The following is an 18,410-nucleotide window of genomic DNA, read 5'->3' as shown; positions in this document are numbered from 1 at the left end:
CACGACCATCCGTCACCCCACAGTCCACACAGACCGAGGAGAACGATGACAAGTCAGAAGAAGCCGCCCGCTTCCGACGGGCCCGACGGCACGGGCGGCTCGTCCGTCCGCAGGGCCGTCTCCCTCGGGCCGGCGGCGGCCGACCCCGGCCCGATGCTGGCACCGGCCGCACGGCGTACGGCCGCACCGGAGCCCGCCGAGGGCGGCGCCGAGGAGGCGGGGACGGCACAGCCGGCCCCGGAAACCCCCGAGACCCCCAACGCCCCCGGCGCCTCCGAGAGCGAGGCCGCCCCCGAGCAGCCCGCCACCGGGGAACCCGCCACGACGGTCACCGCGTCCGCCTCGCAGGAGCGGCCGGAAGCGGGGAGCGAGAGCGCCGCCGAGCCGGCCACCACCGTCCGGGCCGCCGCAGCCGACGAGGCCGCCGGGGCGGGTGGAACCGCCGCTGCCGCTGCCGGTGCGGACGGGCCGCGGTTCGGGAACCCGAAGAAGCCCCTGCTCGCCGCCGCCGGCATCGCGGGCGTCGTCCTCCTCGCCGTGCCGCTGCTGATCTGGGCCACGGACGACTCGCGGCAGAAGAAGGACGACGTGAAGACAGCCGCCGGCTCCGGCACACTCCTCGCCGAGGACTCCCTGGAGGTACCGAAGGGCCAGTACGCCCCGGCCACGCCCACACCGGCTCCCTCGACCAGGAAGCCGTCCGCCAAGTCGAGCCCCGACGTCAAGAAGCAGTCCGAGCCGCCGGTGCAGACGTCCTCCGCGAAGCCTCAGGGGGAGCAGAAGGCGCGGAAGACCCAGAAGCAGCCCGCCGCCCCCAAGCTCCCGCCGAACACCGCCGCCTACGCCGTCCAGCAGCTGGCCGCCTCGGATCCCGGCCGGCACATCTGCTACCGGGTCCACGCGGCGGGCCGGGGCTGGAGCGACGTGGCGTGCGACGGGGCCGTGGCGGGCACCCCGGGCTCGGGAACGCTCACGGCCGCCAACATCGCCGTGTCCGGAACCAACGGCACATCCGGTGGCGCCTTCACCCACAACCCCGCGTCGACCGACGGCACAGGGCACTACGCCGACAAGTGGACAAGTGTCGCCGACGGCGTCGACCACTACGTCGGCAGCACCGAGAAAGGCGCTCCGCACATGCTGGGGTTCAGCATCAGCGTCGACCTCGGCGCCGGCACCGTCTGCCAGACCTCCTACGTCCACGACGACACCTGGCTCGGCCTGGCCTGCGACGAACCCGGGACCGGCTACGACTTCACCTACGTCGGCACCCACGACAACAACTTGTGGATCGAAGCGATCAGGCTCACGGTGTGATCCGAACCGCCCGCCGGCACCGCGACCGGCGGGCGTCCGCCTTCAGCACGTCACAGGGCGGCCTCCCGCCGCCGGGCCGGCGGCAGGTCCTCCGGCAGCAGCGTCGTGAGGTCGGCGAGACTGGGCGAGCTCAGGCCGCCCAGCCGGCGGGCCTGGCTCGTCATCATCGTCTCCAGCAGCTGCCGGGCCAGCCGCGCGTTGCCGAAGGACCGGTCGCGCGGAAGGGCGTCCACATGGGCGCGCAGGGCCTCCAGGGTGGCGGGGGGGCACTCGTACCCGGAGGAGGCGGCGTGCCGGGACACGATGGTGACCAGCTCGTCCGTGCTGTAGTCCTCGAACTTCACGAACTTGGAGAACCGGGACGTCAGACCGGGGTTGGAATCGAGGAAGCGCCTCATCTCCTCGGTGTACCCGGCGACGACGACCACGATCTCGTCGCGGTGGTCCTCCATCAGCTTCAGCAGGGTGTCGACGGCCTCGCGGCCGAAGTCGTTGGACGATCCCTCGGGGGTCAGGGTGTAGGCCTCGTCGATGAAGAGCACCCCGCCCAGCGCGCTGGTGAAGACCTCCTTGGTGCGCTGGGCGGTGTGGCCGACGTACTGGCCCACCAGGTCCGCCCGCGCCACCTCCACCAGGGAGTCGCGGGGGAGCACCCCCAGCGAGTGCAGGAGCTTCGCGTACAGCCGGGCGACGGTGGTCTTGCCCGTGCCGGGCGGCCCGCTGAAGACCAGGTGGTTGCTGATCCGGGGGGCGGGCAGCCCCGCGGCGATCCGCTGCCGGGCGTTGGTCAGCAGACTGACCAGGTCGGCGACCTCCCGCTTCACGGCGGCGAGCCCCACCATGGCGGTGAGTTCGGCCATCGGGTCGGACGCGTCGTCGGTGTCCTGCGCCGTCCCGCCGACGGCCGCCGCCTCCGCGTCGCCGACGTCCTGCGGCAACAGCAGCGTCAGGTCGTTCTCCGCCGGGTCGGTCATGGCCGCGAGTCGGAACGCCTGCCGGTCCACCATGTCCTCGAACACGCCGCGGGCCGCGCGGCCGTTGCCGAAGGTCGCGTCGCGCGTCATCTGCTCGAAGCGCACGGCGAGGGCCTCCCGGGTCAGCGGCCCGAGTTCGAACTGGTGGCGGTGGCAGAGGCTCTCGGTGATCGTCACCAGCTCCTCCACCGCGTAGTTGTCGAACTCGATGGTGCGGGTGAAGCGGGAGGCGAGCCCCGGGTTGGCGGACAGGAACGACTCCATCTGCTCGGAGTAGCCGGCCGCCACCACGACCACGTCGTCGCGGTGGTCCTCCATCAGCTTCAGCAGGGTGTCGACGGCCTCGCGGCCGAAGTCGTTGGACGTCCCCTCGACGGTGAGCGTGTAGGCCTCGTCGATGAACAGCACCCCGCCCAGGGCGCTGTTGAACGCCTCGGTGGTCTTGATGGCCGTACCGCCGATGACCTGCGCGACGAGATCGGCGCGGGCGACCTCGACCAGGTGTCCGCTCCTGAGCACGCCCAGGTCGGCGAGGATGCTGCCGTAGAGGCGGGCGACGGTGGTCTTGCCGGTGCCGGGCGGCCCCGCGAAGATCAGGTGCCGGCTCATCGACGGGACCGGCATGCCGAGCCGGCGCCGGCGCTCCGCGAGCTGGTTCAGGTTGACCAGCGTGTTCACCTGGTGCTTGACGTTCTCCAGGCCGATGAGCGCGTTCAGTTCGGCCAGCGGGCCCTCGGGCTCCGGTTCCTTGCCGGGCCCGCCCGGGGCGCCGCCCTCGCCGGCCGTTTCGGCCGACTCGCCCCAGCTGTCCGGCAGTCCGTTGTCCGCGCTGGTCAGCAGCTCGACCGTGAGCCGCTCGCTCGCGCGGCTCTGCCGCAGCCCCGCACCCCGGTTGTCGCGTACGACGCACCGGGTTACGTCGACCGGTTCGGCGCTGTCGATCCGTACGCCGTCGCCCGTACTGCCCGTGATCTCACAGGCGTTGAGGGCGGCCCGGCCGCCGCGCGACACCTGGACGCCGTGTGCCTTCGAGCCGTTCACCCGGACCCGCTCCAGGCTGATCTCCGCGCCGTCCCGCACGCTGACACCCGCATCGGAGCTGTCGTTGATCACACAGTCCCGCAGGGTGCCGCGGCCGCGTTCACCGACGAGGAGACCCGAGCGGGCGGCGGAGCTCAGTACGGTGTCGCCGATCTCGGGATCGGAGTCGTCGTCGATGCTCACCGCGCAGCCGCCGGCGGACTCGACCTCGCAGTGCTCCAGCCGGCCGCGGGCGTCGTCGGTGAACTCGATTCCGTGGCCGCCCGCGCCGGTGACCCGGGTGCGGCGCAGCAGGGGGTTGGCGGCTGAGCGCACCGAGATGCCCACGCCGGCCGCGTCCAGGACCTCCAGACGGTCGAACTCGGCCGTGGAGTCGTCCGCGAGCTGCACCGCCCCGGCGGTGTCGGCGCAGTCGCTCACCACGGTGTCCCGCAGCATCGGGGCGCCGCCCTCGACGACCCGCACGGCCGCCTCGGTCGAGCCGTGGAAGGCGCAGCCCTCCAGGATCCCGCGCGAACGGTCCATGACGAGCAGTCCGTTGTTCTTCGTGCGCCGGGTGACGCAGCGGTTCAGCAGCGGGTCGGTCCCGCCGGAGAGGACCACGCCGGTCTGCGAGATCGACTCGAACGACGTCTCCTCGATCTCCGGGCGGGACATGCTGGTCACCAGCAGGCCCACGGCCGTGTGGTGGACGGTGCAGCGCAGCACCCGGGTCGAGCTGTGCCCCTCCAGGGCGATGGCGGGTTTGTCGGTGCCGGAGATGTCACAGCCCTCCACGGTGCCCCGGGCCTCGCCGTTCGCGAGGACGCCGTTGGCCCGCGCGCCGCGGATGCGGCAGTCGCGGACGAGGGGCCCGGCCGTCTCGCCGATGACCACGGCGGAGGTGCCGAAGTTCTCGAACGTGCAGTCCTCGACGACGCTCTCGCTCTCCGACGAGTCGACGAGGCCGGCGCCGCCCGGGTTGCTGATCCGGCAGCCGCGGGCGGCCAGCGAGCCCTTGCCGCGGACCAGCAGGGCCGTCCATCCGGAACCGGTCACCGTGCATCCGTCCAGAGCGGCCTGCCCGGCCGGTACGTCCACGACCGCGGCTTCCTTGTCGCGTCCCCGGATGGTGAGGGCGCTGAGCATCACGGCGTCGGCCATGAGGGTCACGGCGGTGCCGTCCCGCGGGCAGAGTTCGACGGTGCCCGGCTCGCCCTCGCCGACGATCGTCACCCGGTGCCGGATGACGAGGTTCTCGGCGTAGCGGCCGGGACGGACCCGGATCACCGCCCCGGTGCGGGCCTGGGCCAGTGCCTCACCGATCGTCTGGAAGCCGTCCGACCGTTCCGGGCTGACCGTGAGTATGTGCCGTGCCACGCCTCGAACCTCCTTGTGCCGCTGTGTCGTTGGCGTTGTGCGCCGTGCCTGTCCTGTGCATATCATGCGAGATATGCGGAATGTCATGAAGTGGCGGTGCATGGGTGTCGTACTGACGATCGCCGTCGCCCTGCCGGCCGGCGGCGGGCCGGCCCTCGCCGCCCCGACCACCCCCCCGGCAGAGTCCGGTGCCGACGATCCGGGGACCACACTGCTGCCCCCACTGCCCGTCCGGCTCGGCGAGGACAACCCGTGCACGGGGGCCTCGAAGCGGACGGCCACCGGAGCGGCGTGGTCCCAGACGGCGCTCGGGCTGTCCCGGGCCCAGCGGATCTCCCGCGGCGACGGAGTGACCGTCGCGGTGGTCGACACCGGTGTCGCCACCGGCGTCCCCAGCCTGTCCGGCCGGGTGACGGCCGTCGGCGGAGCGGACGAGGACTGCGTGGGCCACGGCACGTTCGCCGCCGGGCTCATCGCCGCGGCGCCGGAGAAGGGCAGCGGCATCACCGGGGTCGCCCCGCAGGCCGAGATCCTCGCCCTGTCGGGCACCGACGACCGGGGAGTCCCCTCGCCGGAACGCGTCGCCCTCGGCATCCGCACGGCGGCGGACCAGGGCGCGCAGGTCGTCTACGTCGGTCAGGCCCTGCGTACCGGCAAGGCCGAACTCACCGACGCGGTCGCCTACGCCACGCGCCGCGGCGCGCTGGTCGTCGCCCCGGCCGCCCCGGACGCCGTGCCCCGCGAGGAACTGGGGCCGGACGGCGAGATGCCCGAGGGCCCGTACTGGCCGGCCGCCGCACCGGGCGCGCTGGCCGTCGTCGACTTCGGCCCCGCCGGCGTACGGCAGGAGAACGCGCCGCCCGCCCACGAGCCCGACCTGTCCGCGCCCGGCGGCGACATGGTCAGCGTCGGTCCCGGGGGCCCCGGCCACTACATCGGTTCCGGTGCCTCGCTGGCCGCGGCGGGCGTCGCGGGCGCCGCCGCGCTCGTACGCGCCTACCACCCGGAACTGTCCGCGCCGGAGGTCGCCCGCCGGCTGCTCGACACCGCGTACCCGTCGGACACCCCCCGCCTCGACCCGTACGCCGCCCTGTCCCTGGTCCAGGACGGAGGAGGGGAGGCGGCGTCGGCCCCCGCCCCCGCGCGGCTGCCGCCCCCGGCCGACCCGGCGCCCCGCACCCGTTCCCTGACCGTCGCGGCGGTGGGCCTGACGGCGGTGCTCCTGCTCGCCGCGATGGCCGTGGTGATCCCCCGGGGCCGCGCCCGGAACTGGCGCCCCCCGCACCGGCACCCCCGCACCGCTCCCGCCCCGGACTGACCTCCCTTCCCCAGCCACCCGCACGCCGTCGCGTTCCGCGAGCGCGACGGCGTTCCGCGGGCGCCGGACCGCACCCGCACCCCCCGGCCCGCCCCGGCCCCGGGCTCCCCGTACCGGACCGGCGGCGCACGCCGGCCCCCCGGCGGAGGGCCAAAGCGGCCCTCCCGCCGGGGGACGGACAACCGGGGGACGGGCGAGGAGAGGGCACGGGTGTCTCACGGCGCGTCCTTCACCAGCGCCGTCTGAATCTGCAGTGTCTTGCGCCGGGCGATCCGTATCGCCCGCCCCGGAATCAGCTCCCGCCCCTTCACACTGCCGAAGAGATACCCCTCGCTCGGCGGACACGACATCAGCAGCCCGGGCGTGTTGACCTCCTGCATCCTGCGCAGCAACGCCTCGTTCAGCCCGCGCCCGGCGCCCGCCGCGGACCGCGCCACCACCAGGTGCAGTCCCACCTCGTGGCCCAGCGCCAGATGATCCATCAGCGGGGCGAACGGATGCGCCATGGGACCGCTGCCCACCATGTCGTAGTCGTCGACCAGGATGAACAGCCGGGGCCCCTGCCACCAGTCGCACAGCCGCATCCGCGACGGGGCGATGTCCTCCCCCGGAACCCGCTGCTTGACCGCCCGGGCCGCGCCGTCCACCAGTTCCCGCAGCATGTCCAGGGACACCGCGTGTCCCAGCCGGTAGGGCTGGGGCACGCTCTCCACCAGCTCCCGCCGGTAGTCCACCGTCATGATCCGGGCCTCGGCGGGCGTGAACCGCTCGGTGATGCCCCGGGCGACCAGCCGCAGCAGATTCGTCTTCCCGCTCTCGGTGTCGCCCACCACGATCAGATGCGGGTTCTCGGTGAAGTCGTGCCACACCGGCGCCAGTTCGTTCTCGTCCAGTCCGAGCGCGATCCGCAGGCCCAGGTCGCCCTCCGGCTCCGGCAGTTCCTCGGCCGGCAGGCTCGCCGGCAGCATCCGCACCCGGGGAGCCCGCGGACCCGGCCAGCTCTCGTCGACCGCGGCGACCAGCCCCGCCACTCCGTCCGCGAGGTCGTCGGCGTCCTCGACCCCGTCGAGACGCGGCAGCGCCGACAGGTAGTGCAGCTTGTCGGGGGTCAGCCCCCGCCCCGCGCTGCGCGGAATCGTCGCCGCCTTGCGGGAGTCGATCTGGGAGTCCATCGGATCCCCCATCCGCAGCTCCAGCCGGGTCCCGGTCTGGTCGCGCACCGAGGACGACAGCTCTATCCAGCGGGCGGTGGTGATCAGCAGATGCACCCCGTAGTTGAGTCCGCGGGAGGCCAGCGCGTTGAACGTGGGGATGTGCCGGTCGAAGTCCTGGCGCACGGTGGACCAGCCGTCGATGACCAGGAAGACGTCCCCGTGCGGCTCGTCGGGGAACTCGCCCGCCGCGCGCCGCTTGCGGTACGTGGCCATGGAGTCGATGCCGTGCTCCAGGAAGAACCGCTCCCGCCCGGCGAGCAGCGTGGTGACCTCCGCGATCGTACGGCCCACCCGCTCGGTGTCCACCCGGGCGGCGACCCCGCTCACGTGCGGCAGCCCGTCGAGTGAGGCGAGGGTGCCGCCACCGAAGTCCAGGCAGTAGAACTGCACCTCGCGCGGGGTGTGGGTGAGCGCCAGAGCGGTGATCAGGGTCCTCAGCAGGGTGCTCTTGCCGCTCTGCGGGCCGCCGGCGATGGCCACATGGCCTCCGGCCGCCGACAGGTCCACCGTCAGCAGATCACGCAGCTGGTCGAAGGGACGGTCCACGACACCCACCGGCACGGTCAGCCGTCCCCGCAGCGGCCAGTCGGCCGTGGTCAGGCCGTACCGCGGATCGGGGGACAGCGGGGGCAGGATCTGGTCCAGGGTCGTCGGCCGGTCCAGCGGGGGAAGCCACACCTGGTGGGCGGGCGGCCCCGCGCCGCGCAGCCGGTCCAGCGCCACCGACAGCAGCGTCTCCCCGTTCTCCCCGTCGTCGCCCCCGGCTTCCGGCTCCTCCTCGTCGGGCGCCCCCGCCAGGTCCGGGTCCGCGGGCGCGCGCGGCACCACCCACTCCGCCGTCCACGGCACCACCTGACGGGCCACCTGCGCCTGCACGACGGCCCGGCGCCGCTGGTAGGGGCCCGAGACGTACGCGGCCTGGAACCGGGTGAGCGCGTCGACACCGCTCTTGAGGAACCCGGCGCCCGGCTGCGCGGGCAGCTCGTACGCGTCCGGCACGCCCAGCACGCCGCGGCTCTCCATCGCGGAGAACGTCCGCAGGCCGATCCGGTACGACAGATGGCTCTCCAGCTGGTGCATGCGGCCCTCGTCCAGCCGCTGCGAGGCCAGCAGCAGATGGACCCCGAGGCTGCGCCCGAGCCGGCCGATCATCACGAACAGCTCCATGAAGTCGCGGTGCGAGGCCAGCAGTTCGCTGAACTCGTCGACCACCACGAACAGGCTGGGCAGCGGCTGCAACGGCGTACCGGCCGCGCGGGCCTTCTCGTACTCCAGCGCCGAGGTGTAGTTCCCGGCCGCGCGCAGCAGCTCCTGCCGCCGGATCAGTTCCCCGTGCAGCGCGTCCTGCATACGGGCGACCAGCGACACCTCGTCGGCGAGGTTCGTGATCACCGCCGAGGTGTGCGGCAGTTCGTCGAGGCCGAGGAAGGTGGCGCCGCCCTTGAAGTCGACGAGGACGAAGTTCAGCGTCTCGGAGGAGTTGGTCAGCGCCAGCGCCAGCACCAGGGTGCGCAGCAGTTCGCTCTTGCCGGAGCCGGTGGCGCCGATGAGCATGCCGTGCGGTCCCGTACCGCCCTGCGCGGACTCCTTGATGTCCAGCTCCACGGGCCTGCCGTCACCGCTCACCGCGATCGGCACCCGGAGCCGGGCGCTGCCCGTCGACCGCTCCCAGAGGGTGGCCGGCTCGTGACGGTGCAGATCGGGGATGTTCAGCAGCGAGGTCAGCTCGACGTCGTGGGCGAGGGGCTTGGATTCGCTGCCGCCCACACTCATCCGGTACGGAGCGAGCAGCCGGGCCAGCGCCTGCGCCCCCACCGTGCCCAGCCGGTCGGGCCTGCCGAGCACGGTCGACTGCTCCTTGCGGTCGCGGTCGGTGCGCACCAGCGCGACACCGTCCTCGCCCACCTCCAGGCGCAGCGTGGTCCGCCCCGGCTTCCACGCGAGCGCCCCGGTGAGGTCGAGCACCACCGCGTTGCGGAACCCGGGTCCGTCGAAGCGGTGCCCCGCCGGCACCGTGCAGCCGTCGATCACCACGACCGTGTACGGCTCCTCGCGTCCCGGGACCGCGTCGGGGTCGGCGCCCGGCCGCTCCAGGAACTCGGCACCGAGCAGGTTCTCCAGTTCGGTGAAGGCCGACGCGATCATGCGGACCGGTCCGGCACCGTCCTCGTCGTGCCGGTGCAGACTGTGCGGCAGCCACTTCGCCCACTCCCACTCGGAGCGCCGCTCGTCCGACACACACAGCGCGATCCACAGGTCGTCGGGGGAGTGGAACACCGCCAACTGTGCGAGCAGGGCCCGCACCTGGGCCCGTATCCGTTCCTCGTCCCCGCGGAACAGCACCTTCGACCAGGCGCGCAGATAGATCGCGATGGGCTGGTCCCGCACCGTGGAGTAGGCCTTGGTGAAGCTGCGCAGCGCGTGCGCCGACAGCGGCTCCAGGTCCTCCACGGGCTTGGTCGACAGCGGCGTCAGCTTCATCGCCAGACGCTGGTCGCCGACCCCCATCCGGACCTCCGCGAAGTCGTCGTCGGTCGACCGGCGTTCCCACAGACGGGTGCTGCGCACCAGCGACGACAGCGCGTCGGGCTCGGGGTGGCGCCAGGCCAGGGAGCGCTGCTGCTCGACGATCGAGGCCCGCACCACACGCCGGGTCTGCCGCAGATACCGCAGATAGTCACGGCGCTCGCCCTTCATCCGCTGCTTGCGCTCGCCGTTGCGCCGCATGACCTGACCGAGCATCATGCCCGCCGACGCGACCACCATCACACCGAGCGCCAGGTAGATGAATCCACCGCTATCCCGGCTCATGCCCGGCCGCATGAACATCAGCATCATGGAGACCGACATCAGCGCCATCGGCAGATACGTCCAGACCGCGGAACTGTCCGGTACCACCTCCGGAAGGGTCGGCGGCTCCTGAAGACTCAGTTCCCCAGACGGCATTTCCGGGCCTTTGCGCCGGGCCGGCCTGCGGAACAGGATCACGCTCAACGAACGTCCTCCTCAACGATTTCGGAAGGAATTCCGCGGGAACGTCGCGGGTGTGTCGCGGGTATCGGGTGCGTCGCGGGTGTGTCGCGGGTTTTTCGTAATGAGTCAGAGTCCCGCGCCCCGGCTGCGGCAAAATTGCCGTGGGGTTCCGTGACGCTGAACTCCTCAGTGGTGTTGCGAAAAGGCCGGTGTGCGGTCAAACTCGTCGGCGCATGCCCCGTCCGACTTTCTCGTCGCGTTCAGCGACCGGCCGGCGTGCCACTGCCATCTTCCAGCCACCGCGTATCGCGTGGTCCGCCAGAAAGCGTGAACCCGAAACCCATGACTGAGATTCAGGCGGCAAGCCTGTGCCGCGTCACCGTACGTGCCCCGGCCAGGACCGTCGACCTGGCCGTGCCCTCCGATGTCCCCGTCGCCGATCTGCTGCCCACTGTGATCGGTTACGGGGGGGACGACCTGGAGGAGGCCGGCCTGGAGCACGGTGGTTGGGTACTGCAACGTCTCGGCGGTCCACCGCTCGACCCCGAGAGTACCCTGGACTCCCTCGGTCTGCGGGACGGGGAGGAGCTTTATCTGCGGCCCCGTACCGACGCGTTGCCCGAGGTGCACATCGACGACCTGGTCGACGGCATCTCCGACGGCATGAGCCGCAGGCCGCACGGCTGGAGCCCGGAGGCCGGCCGGCGACTGCTGCGCGGACTGGCCGCGGCCACCCTGACGCTGGGCGTCGTGCTGCTGGCCGTGCCGGGAACGGACGGCTGGGTGCGGGCGGTCGCCGCCTCGGCCGTCGGACTGCTGCTGATCGCCGGAGCGGGCAGCGCCTCCCGGGCCGTCGGGGACGCCGGGGCCGGCTCGGTGCTCGGCCTGATGGCGGCGCCCTACTTCGCCCTGGCGGGCTGGCTGTTGCCGGGCGGCGACCTGGGCGGCGCCGACGGCGAAGCCGTCCTCGGCGCACGCCTGCTGGCGGCGTCCGCGGCCGGCGGAGCGGGCGTGGTGCTCGCCCTGGCGGCGGTCGGCGTGTACCCGGCGCTGTTCGTCGGCGCGGCCTGCATCGCGGCGGCGGGGGCGCTCGGCGCCGGCCTGATCACCCTGGACCTGGCACCGCAGCAGGCGGCCGGCGTGGTGGCCGTGGTGGTGGTGCTGTTCGGCGGCTTCGTCCCGTCGCTGTCGTTCCGGCTGGCCGGCATGCGGATGCCGCCGCTGCCGACCAACGTCCAGCAGCTGCAGCAGGGCATCGACCCGTACCCCACCTCGGAGGTCGACATCCGGTCGGGGCTGGCGGACGACTGGATGACCGCCCTCTACGGCGCCATCGGCCTGATCTGCCTGCCCTGCACGGCGGCGCTCCTGGCCGACCAGGGCCTCGCCGAGGTCCTCACCGTCGTCGCGCTGTCACTCCTGCTGCTGCTGCACAGCCGGGGGCTGGGCAACGTCTGGCAGCGGCTGGCGCTGACCGCCGCCGGGGCCTGGGGCGTGGTGCTGCTGCTGGTGGTGGCCGCGCGCGCGCTCGCCCCCGCGGACCGGCTGACCCTGGTGGCCGGTCTGACGGGACTGGCGGCCGTGATCACGATCGCCTCGTGGACCGTGCCGGGGCGACGGCTCGTGCCCTACTGGGGGCGCGCGGCCGAACTGCTGCACTCGCTCGCCGCCATCAGCATCCTGCCGCTGACGCTCTGGTCCATGGGCGTCTACGGCCTGCTCCGCGGCATCAACGGCTGACCCGGGAGAACGTGACGTGGACAACAAACGCGACCAGGTACAGGCGCACCTCTTCGTCATGGGGCGGCTGGCCTCGGCCATGCTGCGCGCCGAGCCCGACGCCCCGGAGAGCCCCCTGGGCAGAACCAACCGCGGTGCCGCGATAGGCGTGGTCATCGCCGTGCTGGTGTGCGCCGGCGCCTTCGTCTTCGGCCTCCTCCGGCCCGGCGGCAACGACTCGTGGCGTTCGGGCGAGAACCTGATCGTCGACAAGCAGACCGGCGCGCGCTACCTGTACCTGGACGGCAGGTTGCGTCCGGTGCGCAACTACGCGTCCGCCCGGCTGATCGCCGGCGGCGACATCAAGGTCACGACCGTGGGCACGGCCTCGCTGGCCGGCACTGCGCACGGAACGCCGCTCGGCGTCCCCGACGCGCCCGACGCACTGCCGGGCACCGGCGACCTGGACCGCACCCCCTGGCTGGTGTGCTCCGCCGTCCGGCCGCGGACGACCGGCGTGGTCACGGCGACCACGACCCTCGCCCTGGGCACCGACGCGCCGCAGGACCTGCCCGGCGGCAGGCGACTGGGCGCCGGCGAGGGCCTGCTCGTGGCCGGTCCGGACGACGCCACGTACCTGCTCTGGCAGGGCAGCCGGCTGCGCCTGGACGAACGGGCGAAGGCGGCCGAGTCCCTCGGATACGGCAGCGTCGAACCGCGTCCCGTGTCCGCGGCCTTCCTCGACGCCTTCCCGCTGGGCCCCGACCTGACCCCCGCCGAGGTGCCCGGCCGGGGCGAGAAGGGCCCCGAACTGGGCGGACACGACACCCGCGTCGGGCAGCTCTTCCGGGTCGACGTACCCGGCTCCGACGCCCGGCACCACCTGCTCACCCGGGAGGGCCTGGTCCCGCTCACGGCCACCGAGGCCACGCTCGTGCTGGGCGACCCGCGGACGCGGGAGAGGGCGTACGGCGGCGAGGCCGCGAACGTGGCGACGCTCGGCGCGGACATCCTGGCCGAGCACCTCGCCCAGGACTCCGCGTCCGCCGAGGCCTCTTCGGCGAAGCTGCCGGAGAAGCCGCCGGCGGCGGTCACCGTCCCCGCCGGCTCCGTGGCCTGCGCCGACGTCGACTCCGCGGGCTCCGGTGTGCGGGTGGGCGCTTCGGTGCTGCCCGAGGGCGCCCTGCCCCGGACCGTGCAGGAACCGGCGCCCGCGACCGAACCGGGCTGCCTGAAGGTCGACGCCATCGCCGTGCAGGCCGGAAAGGGCTCGCTGGTCAGGGCGTTGAGCGCCAGCGGCAGCGCGCTGGGCGACACCACCTACCTGGTCACGGACGAGGGCGTGAAGTACCGGCTGCTGTCCCAGGAGGGCGTGGAGGCGCTGGGCTACGGGGGCGTCGAGGCGCGGACGATGCCGTCCCCGCTGCTGGCCATGCTGCCCAGCGGCCCCGATCTGACCCCCGAGGCGGCGTCCTCCGGCGAGGCGCGGGTGACGCTGCGGTGCCCGGGGAGGTAACGGGCGGAAGGGGAGACATGCCCGCACGAAGACCGGACACCGGGGGAATTCTTGGAATCCCTGCGGTCACTTTCCGTTAAACCGGACGCTCCACCAGGCCCCGGGAAGCGGCGGCGATGTCCGTTCTGTCCGACTGGATTCCCGGCGCCGCTCAAGTGAGCGGCGCGTATTCCTCTCCTCTGCTCAATTGAGCCGAGGCGTTCGGTGTTTCGGGCGGACGAAAGGACTCGGGGAGAAATTGCCAAACAAGTTGGGGCCTGCTTAGCATCGGGCGACCTCACGCTCCGGCGAGTCGGCGGTGACTGCCGGAACACCCTGTCTGCCCACGGGGCGATGTGAGGGCCACAGCTCGGTGTTCTTGCCGAAAAGGGAGTTCTCTCATGGCCATGCAGCAGTCCGAAGAAACCGCGACCCGCAACGGGATCATGGCGCTGGAACAGGCTTTCACCAGCATTCAGACCCGTCAGCAGGACGTCCAGGCCACGGCGGAGAACCTCGCCATGAGCTACGGGGGCGCGGACGGTGCCAAGTTCAAGAAGCTGCTGGAGCAGTGGGACGGGCACGTCGACACCATCCTGATCAACCTGGACCGGATGGTCGACGAGCTCAACGAGACCCTCCGGGAGCACGGGCTGGTCCAGGGCTCCACCAGCGACGCGATCGACGCGGAGTACTCCCGTTCCACGGCCGTGTTCGACGAGCTCAACGGCACCAACACGTCGTCGGGCACGCCGGCGGCCTGATCCGCGGCTCATCCAGTACACCCCGGCCTTTCACCCTTTTTGTGGTTCTCCCGGCGAATCGAGGACTCTGATGGACTTCTCCGACGGCTACATCTACGTCGACTACGACCGCGCCGAAGGCTCGGCCGAGGACATGATCATCCAGTCCCAGGCGATCATGAACATCCTGGAGAATCTGGAGATGGAGCTGACCGAGCTCCGCAAGACCTGGGTCGGTGACGACAAGGACGTCTACGACACGGTGCAGGCGGCGTGGAACGGCGCTGTCGAGAACATCAGGAACCTGCTCGCCAACCACTCCGGCCTGCTCACCGAGATTTCCGCCAACTACCGGTCCACGGAGCAGAACCTGTCGCAGCGCTGGAGCGACATCAGGATCGGCGGCCGCTGACACGGGCCGGTGACGGAAGGGAGCTGACGTGGCCGCCACGGTCCTGGACAGCGAGTTCCTGCGGAAGTTCATCACGAACCACATCGACGACTTCCGGATCCAGTTGGAGAACATCCTCAAGGACGACCCGAACGCCGGCCCCGCCATCTCGTCTCTCGTGAGTGGTATGGACGTCGACACGATCGACGTGTCGAAGCCGCTGAGGATCGGCATGATGAGCGGTCAGGACAGCGTGGTCGACGGGGACGGCCTGAACACGGTCGTCCGGGGGGGCGCGGCTGAGATCCTGCGCATTCTCCAGGCCCAGGGAGTCCTCTTCGAGGACCTGGAGCAGGCGCTGTGGGAAACCATCACGGAACTGACGAAAAGTCAGGGCAAGAACCTTGAGGGCATCACCGCGGACGATTTCATGGACATCTTCGAGGATGTCGACAGTGATTTCGACAACCCCGGTGCCACCGAACAGCAGAAGTGACGGAGTTCGGTGATGGCCAAGCCCGCGGACGACAACAACAACGAAGACAACTGGAAGCGAGCGATCGAGCTCCTCACCGGCTACCCCCTGCCGAAACGCAGCGAGTTGTTCAATGACTTGCGAGGCAATGACGACATCCCGCTCATGCATGTCCGGCTGGAGGACCTCAACGCTTCGTACCTGCCGGGTTTTGCCTCCCCGAGCGGCTGGAAGACGCACAACACCGACTACACGATCCCTTTCTACGTTCCCGTCGGCGACAACCCTTCCCCGGGGACCACCGTCTACGCGTACCGTGCGTACATCACCTTCCTCGGGGGCCTGGCTCATGTGGTGCCGAACGGCGACGACGAGATACCGGCCACATCGAAGACCAGCGAGGTCCTGAAGAACAAGGGCATCTGGAACAACGAGGGCGACAAACTCGACTGGGACACCAACGCCCTGGTTCAGTACGTCTACGGTTCCAGGGACGTCCTCGCGCATCTGAAGACGTGGCCCCACACCACCCACGGGTACAAGAGCCGCTCCAGGGATGTGAGCGACGCCCACTACGTCGACCTGCTCTCCTTCACGGAAACGGCCAAGGCGTTCGACCGGGCCGTCAAGTTCTTCGAGAGCGGCGCGCTCACCATCGGCAAGTGGGACACCGAGGACATCGGAGAGGGCAGCGACTCCTGGGACGGCACATCGGCCGCCATCTTCAAGGAACTCATCCACAAACTGGCCCGTAACTACGAGGGCTACGCCGACCAGGTCAACGGGAAGGGCGGCACGGGGGTCGCGATCACCATCGACAACGTGACGGTGACGTCCGAGCCCGCCCGGGCCCTCGCCGCGGCACAGAGGGTTCTCCTCGAACAGGTGACGAACCTCTACAACGCCTGGGAGGCATGGAGAGCGGAGAGCAATCCGCAGCGCTGGCTGTACGACATGCTCCAGGCAGCGCGCTTGCATGTCCTCGAAAACCAGCACGTTCACACGGACCTCGACGCGGACTACTACTACAACGGCATGTACGGCACCAACACCTATACGATGGTGACGAAAGAGGATTTCGTCAGCGAGATCGTCATCGAGGGGAAGCCGTACGGCAAACCGACCGACATCGCCACGTGGAAGGCGATCGGTGAGGAGGCGATCCGCCGCTGGGACCAGTCCGTGCAGGACTGGCTCAGCACGGCCGGCGCCAAGGCCATTGTCGCGGTCTACGACGCGTTCACAGCGGCTCAGAAGGCGTTCGACACCAGCCTGACCGACAAGGACAAGGGCGACCTCTCCGAGATCGCCTCCAAAGTGGAGGCGGACGCCGCGAAGAAGGAGGCGGACGCTGCTGCCGCCGCCGCCAGGGCGCAGGCCGACGCGGACCGGGCGGAGGCGAAGGCGCGGGCGGACGCGGACCGGGCCGAGGCCGACAAGGACAAGGCGGAGGCCAAGGCGCGGGCGGACGCGGACCGGGCCGAGGCCGACAAGGAAAGGGCCGAGGCCAAGCAGGCGGCAGCCCAGCAGCAGGCATTCGTCCTCGCGCAGAACCAGAAGGCCCAGGACGAGGCGCGCAAGGAACGGGAACGAGCCTATGCGCAGGCCGAAGCCGACCGGGCGGAGGCCAAGGCCGCGCAGGAGGAGGCCAAGGCACGGGCCGAGCAGGAGCGGGCCGAGGCCAAGGCCGCGCAGGAGGCGGCGCAGGCCGAGGCGCGCGCCGAGCGGGACGCCGCCAGGCAGGAGCAGTCCGACGCGCAGGCCGAGGCCGAGGCCGCGCAGGAGGAGGCCCGCCGCGAGGCGCTGAGGGAGCAGCAGCAGGCCAGGCTGGACGCCCAGCAGGCCAGGGACGAAGCCCAGGCGGACTACGAGCAGCAGAAGGCCGAAGCCCGCGCCGAGCGCGATGCCGCACTCGCGGAGGCCGACCGTCAGGAGGCGGAGGCCAGGCGGGAGTACGAGCGGGAGAAGGCCGAGGCCCAGGAGCAGCGGGAGCAGGCCCGCGAGGAGGCCGAGCAGGACCGGGCGGAGGCACGCGCGGAGTACGAGCGTGAGATCGCCGCCGGAACCCCCGAGGCCGAGGCCCGGCAGGAGTACGACCGGCGGCTCGCGGAGATCGATGCCGCCGAGCGGGAAGCCGTCGAGCGGGCGGACGCCGCCGAGGCCGAGGCCAGGCGGGAGTACGACCAGGCGAAGGCCGACGCCCAGGCGGACCGGGCGGAGGCGCGCAGCGAGGCCGAGCAGGCACGCAAGGACGCCAAGGCCGAGTACGACCAGCGCATGCGGGAGATCCAGGCCGAGTACGACCGGATCGACTCCGGTGGCAAGGACATCGAGGAGCAGATCCGTCAGCGGATCGCCGACCTCTCCGAACCCCCCGGTCTGGCCGCCATCAACGGGGCTGCCGCGGCCGACTCGATGTACTCCTCCGTGTTCAACGACAACCTCTACAATCAGGACGACCTCGCCTCGGCACTGGGCCGCCCGGCGAGCAGCGACGCCATGGCGGGCGCCGGCACGGGATCGGGGTCGGGGTCGCCCGGCATGTACCCGCCGATGACGCGGGGCGCCGGTGGTGAGGGCGGCGGCAGCGCCGGCGAACGTACCAGGAACGTCATCGAGCCCGGTGTCACCCGGTCCGGCCGGACGGCCGGCACGTCGGCCGCCGGCGACGAGGAACACCGCGTGGTCCCCAGGGGCACGCAGACCAGCAGCAGCATGCCCTTCATGCCGCCCATGGGCGGCATGGGCGGGGCGGGGGAGGGCAGGCCGCAGACGGAGAGCGGGGACAGGGAACGGACCACATGGCTGACCGAGGACGAGGACGTCTGGGGCACCGACGAGGGCGGCGCGCCGCAGGCCCTGGGGCGCTGACGGAAAGGTGAACGGGATGAGTCAGCCGATGGAGGACCGGGTGGCCCAGGCGATGGCCCGCCTCGAAGCGGCGGAGAAGGCCGCGGACTCGGCACGGAGGGAACTGGACTCGGCGTCGGCCACCGCCCGCTCGGCGGACCGGTCGGTCCGGGTGTCCGTCGGTGCGAAGGGGGAACTGACCAGCCTGGAGTTCCTCGACGGCAAGTACCGCACCATGGCGGCGGCCCAGCTGTCCGCGGCCGTGCTGGAGGCCGCGAACAAGGCGCGGGCCGAGATGGCCCGCCGGGTCGTCGACACCCTTGAGCCGCTCACCAGGATGACCATGTGGGGTGCCCCGGAGCGGACCGGGGTCGACTGGGAGTCGATCTTCGGATCGCTGCTCCGCGAGACCTCCGTGACGAAGGAGCCGACGGCGATGAGCCGGCTCCGCGACGAGATCGTCGAGGACGACGAGGAGCCCGCCGCCCCGCCGGTGCACGGCACGGCGGACGGGCGACGGGAACGGCAGGAGGGGGCGTAG

At 71.7% G+C, this 18,410-nt stretch carries 11 protein-coding genes; 9 read left to right on the top strand and 2 right to left on the bottom strand.

The window, feature by feature from the left end:
* The first annotated feature begins 45 nt into the window (after nucleotides 1–45).
* The gene (locus tag C1708_RS10090) at nucleotides 46–1,317 is read left to right on the top strand and encodes a hypothetical protein (RefSeq protein ID WP_106412345.1); all 1,272 of its coding nucleotides are present in this window, start codon (nucleotides 46–48) and stop codon (nucleotides 1,315–1,317) included.
* 50 nt (nucleotides 1,318–1,367) lie between these two features.
* Here C1708_RS10090 and C1708_RS10085 read toward each other — a convergent pair whose 3' ends face one another.
* Complete coding sequence (locus C1708_RS10085; protein ID WP_106412344.1) at nucleotides 1,368–4,691, bottom strand: right-handed parallel beta-helix repeat-containing protein; 3,324 nt, start codon at nucleotides 4,689–4,691, stop codon at nucleotides 1,368–1,370.
* A gap of 73 nt (nucleotides 4,692–4,764) precedes the next feature.
* Between C1708_RS10085 and C1708_RS10080 the strand changes: the two genes are divergently transcribed.
* Nucleotides 4,765–6,009, top strand: coding sequence for a S8 family serine peptidase (locus C1708_RS10080; RefSeq protein WP_241911215.1), 1,245 nt, complete (start codon nucleotides 4,765–4,767; stop codon nucleotides 6,007–6,009).
* Nucleotides 6,010–6,224: 215 nt separating this feature from the next.
* Here C1708_RS10080 and eccCa read toward each other — a convergent pair whose 3' ends face one another.
* Nucleotides 6,225–10,169 (bottom strand): type VII secretion protein EccCa, encoded by a 3,945-nt coding sequence (gene eccCa / locus C1708_RS10075; RefSeq protein WP_106412342.1) that lies wholly within the window; start codon nucleotides 10,167–10,169, stop codon nucleotides 6,225–6,227.
* A 369-nt stretch (nucleotides 10,170–10,538) separates the two neighbouring features.
* Here eccCa and eccD point away from each other — a divergent pair, with 369 nt between their 5' ends.
* From eccD to C1708_RS10040, 7 genes are all read left to right on the top strand, one after another.
* Entirely contained in the window at nucleotides 10,539–11,936 is a 1,398-nt protein-coding gene (gene eccD / locus C1708_RS10070) for a type VII secretion integral membrane protein EccD (protein WP_106412341.1), read from the top strand.
* Nucleotides 11,937–11,952: 16 nt separating this feature from the next.
* Nucleotides 11,953–13,431 carry a type VII secretion protein EccB gene (gene eccB / locus C1708_RS10065; RefSeq protein ID WP_106412340.1) on the top strand — a complete coding sequence of 493 codons (1,479 nt, stop codon included), beginning with the start codon at nucleotides 11,953–11,955 and terminating at the stop codon, nucleotides 13,429–13,431.
* A 380-nt stretch (nucleotides 13,432–13,811) separates the two neighbouring features.
* On the top strand, nucleotides 13,812–14,174 hold the full coding sequence (locus C1708_RS10060; RefSeq protein WP_241911214.1) for a WXG100 family type VII secretion target: 363 nt from the start codon (nucleotides 13,812–13,814) through the stop codon (nucleotides 14,172–14,174).
* 70 nt (nucleotides 14,175–14,244) lie between these two features.
* Nucleotides 14,245–14,565: a WXG100 family type VII secretion target gene (locus C1708_RS10055; RefSeq protein ID WP_198602449.1), complete on the top strand. Its 321-nt coding sequence runs from the start codon at nucleotides 14,245–14,247 to the stop codon at nucleotides 14,563–14,565.
* A 28-nt stretch (nucleotides 14,566–14,593) separates the two neighbouring features.
* Nucleotides 14,594–15,040 (top strand): type VII secretion system-associated protein, encoded by a 447-nt coding sequence (locus C1708_RS10050; RefSeq protein ID WP_106412338.1) that lies wholly within the window; start codon nucleotides 14,594–14,596, stop codon nucleotides 15,038–15,040.
* 12 nt (nucleotides 15,041–15,052) lie between these two features.
* A complete protein-coding gene (locus C1708_RS10045) occupies nucleotides 15,053–17,890 on the top strand; it encodes an AAWKG family protein (RefSeq protein ID WP_106412337.1) in 2,838 nt (945 codons plus the stop codon).
* 16 nt (nucleotides 17,891–17,906) lie between these two features.
* A complete protein-coding gene (locus C1708_RS10040) occupies nucleotides 17,907–18,410 on the top strand; it encodes a YbaB/EbfC family nucleoid-associated protein (RefSeq protein WP_106412336.1) in 504 nt (167 codons plus the stop codon).

The organism is Streptomyces sp. DH-12, assembly GCF_002899455.1.
In the GTDB taxonomy this organism is placed as follows: Bacteria; Actinomycetota; Actinomycetes; order Streptomycetales; family Streptomycetaceae; genus Streptomyces.
This window is presented reverse-complemented; position numbering and strand designations above follow the sequence as displayed.